Origin of the sequence: Serratia sp. Ag1 (assembly GCF_000743355.1) — a bacterium.
GTDB lineage: Bacteria > Pseudomonadota > Gammaproteobacteria > Enterobacterales > Enterobacteriaceae > Chania.
The window spans coordinates 1-574 of the sequence record NZ_JQEI01000103.1; the positions used below are offsets into that span (position 1 = coordinate 1).

1 protein-coding gene is annotated in these 574 nt (G+C 55.1%); it reads left to right on the top strand.

Features of this window, described 5'->3' with window-relative positions:
- Positions 1 to 458: indolepyruvate ferredoxin oxidoreductase (locus IV04_RS24520; RefSeq protein ID WP_037441832.1), on the top strand; the 458-nt coding region annotated here is incomplete at its 5' end.
- Positions 459 to 574 lie beyond the last annotated feature (116 nt).

Below are 574 nucleotides of genomic sequence, written 5' to 3' on the forward strand. Positions count from 1 at the left end.
GGACGTTGCGTGATGCATTAACCACCCAGGAAGCTGGCCCAAAGGTTTTGATTGCCCAAAGTGAATGCATGCTGAATAAGCAGCGCCGTGAGAAAAAGCACACCCGCAGCGCCATTGCAGCGGGTAAGCGTGTCCTGCGCGAACGTTTCGGTGTTGATCCTGATACCTGTACTGGCGATCATTCCTGTATCCGTTTATCCGGCTGCCCATCGTTGTCGATCGCCCCCAATCCTGACCCACTACGCACCGATCCGGTGGCTACGGTCTTGGAGAGCTGTGTGGGGTGCGGGTTATGCGGAGAGGTTTCTCATCCGCCCGTGCTCTGCCCGTCCTTCTTCAAGGCACAGATTATTACCCATCCACCACGTTGGGAACGCGGTTCTCATTGGCTACGCCACAAGGTGATTGGTTGGTTACAGCGTCGTGATAGCCAGCAGCGCGCACGGCTGAGTTTTTAAGGGGAAGACGGATGATTGCATTACAACCTATCAAAATTGCCATGCTGGCAATGGGGGGAGAGGGCGGTGGGGTCTTAGCCGACTGGCTGGTTAATCTTGGCGAAGAGAATGGTTAT